The sequence below is a fragment of the Leisingera sp. McT4-56 genome, from assembly GCF_020514995.1.
Classification (GTDB): domain Bacteria; phylum Pseudomonadota; class Alphaproteobacteria; order Rhodobacterales; family Rhodobacteraceae; genus Leisingera; species Leisingera aquaemixtae_A.
In genome coordinates this window covers 1-1,744 of the sequence record NZ_JAJALF010000058.1, presented here as the reverse complement: position 1 = coordinate 1,744, position 1,744 = coordinate 1, and the positions used below count along the sequence as shown (strand labels likewise).

The 1,744-nt window shown below is 64.0% G+C and carries 1 protein-coding gene and 1 pseudogene; both read left to right on the top strand.

The window, feature by feature from the left end; all coding sequences use genetic code 11:
• The first annotated feature begins 143 nt into the window (after window positions 1-143).
• Window positions 144-539, top strand: a complete 396-nt coding sequence (locus LHL23_RS23360) for a hypothetical protein (protein WP_226431753.1) — start codon at window positions 144-146, stop codon at window positions 537-539.
• Between the two features lie 86 nt (window positions 540-625).
• A pseudogene (locus tag LHL23_RS23355) lies at window positions 626-1,744 on the top strand (ATP-binding protein); the annotation flags it as partial.

Sequence of the window (1,744 nt, the reverse complement as noted above, 5' to 3'; positions counted from 1 at the left end):
AGATTTGCCACGCTGACAAAGAACAGGCTGAAGCAGAAGAACGGGGGTGGCACCTGATCGGAGAAGACACAGGTGGCAACCAGAACTACCGTCTGTACCGGCATGCGTCCTGCGGCCACGAACAAAGGATCGCCCGTGCCAACATGCAAACCAGCCGGTTTGCCTGCGGGCAATGCGGTGAGGACTGGCCTGCCGCACCAAGCTACCTCTACGCGATGCAATTCCGGCTGGCCTCCGGGTTGCGCCTCGTCAAGCTTGGCTTTTCACGGAACCCGGATTCCCGCCTGCGCCACCAGTTGCTGAAGCACCGTGACCTGGACGCGAAGATCCTGAAGACCGTTCCGATGGCAACCGGGCAGCTGGCCTTGCAGGCCGAGAAGCGGCTGCACGCGAAGCTGCAGGCGGGGTTTTCCGATCAAGTCGCACCGCCAGAGCTCTACAGTGACGCCCTGCGGGTCCGCAGCGAGGTCTATTTCGCCGATGCGGCCCAGGTGATCTTCGCGATGCTCGACGCCATCGAGGCAGAAGAAGACAGCTAAGCGCCCCCTCCCCTTCAATTTCCAACATCTCCCGCCCGGTTTCACCGGGCGCCCGATCCCTTTTGCCTGTTCACAGGAGGCTTGCCATGAGCCAGCTCGATCTCTCCAAATCCGCACGCCCCGATTGGTGGCAGTTCGCCGAAGGCTGCGCCCGCCGCTATCATCTCTATTACCATGAGCTGCAGCAGGCGCGCCGCAAGACACTCAAAGAAGACGCGCCAGACGACAGTGCTGGCGCCGAGGAGCCCCTTGTGCCCCCTGCACCGGATCACCCCCATTCTTTGCTGCAACATCTGAGCGAGCAGCCGGACGCGCGGCATCTGCCGCCGGAACTCTGGGAAGCGCTGGAGCAGGAAGGTGCCGACCCATATGCCTGTGACAACACGGGCCGCTGGCTGCCGGACCCAGACCTGCCGGCAGACAAGCTGCTTCTGCTGCTGCGGATCGCCGCGGCCTTCGGCTCCCCGGCTGCAGTGGACGCGCAGCTTGCCCGTGGCGCCGTGCTGATCCTTCGCAACGTTCCTGCTTCCGGTTTTTCAAGCGTGGAAAACCTCCTTAACCACGCCCTGCTGCCGCCGGGCTGGCAGGCCTATGACGCCCGGCGCCAGGTGCAGCTGCCTCAGCGCGTGACCCTTGCTGTCCCCAGTGCCCGCGATGGTGCGATTGAACAGCAACACATTGATGAGCTGCGCGACCAAATCATCAAAGGCCTGGCGCACAGCCAGCCTTTGTGGATCTGCCTGCCGGATGAGATGGCCCTGCCGGCGCCGCTGGTGGCGGAGCACTGTCATCAGCTGGCATTGCCACAGGTGGACGCAGATTTTCTGATCGCCCTGTTGCGTCGGACCCACAGCCGCACGGGCCGCATTGATGAAGCCGCCGCCCGCGCCGCGCTGCCCCCGAGCGGCCAGCTGCAAGAACTCTCCACCCCCACACTCTCTTTCGCCCTGCGTGCGCCCACTGCCAAAAGGGTCGCGCAGCGCATCACACAAGCGCTTGCTGCCGCTGCGGCTTCACCGCCCGAAGCCCACGCCCCGAGGGAAGAGATCACAGGCATTGGCCCAGCATATGACACCGCCCGGCAACTGGTTGCTGACCTGCGCCTGTGGGCCGAAGGCGGCGTGGCCTGGAATGAGATCCCGCACTCCTTGCTGCTTTTTGGCAAGCCAGGCACCGGCAAAAGTTATCTGGCCAGGGCAATGGGA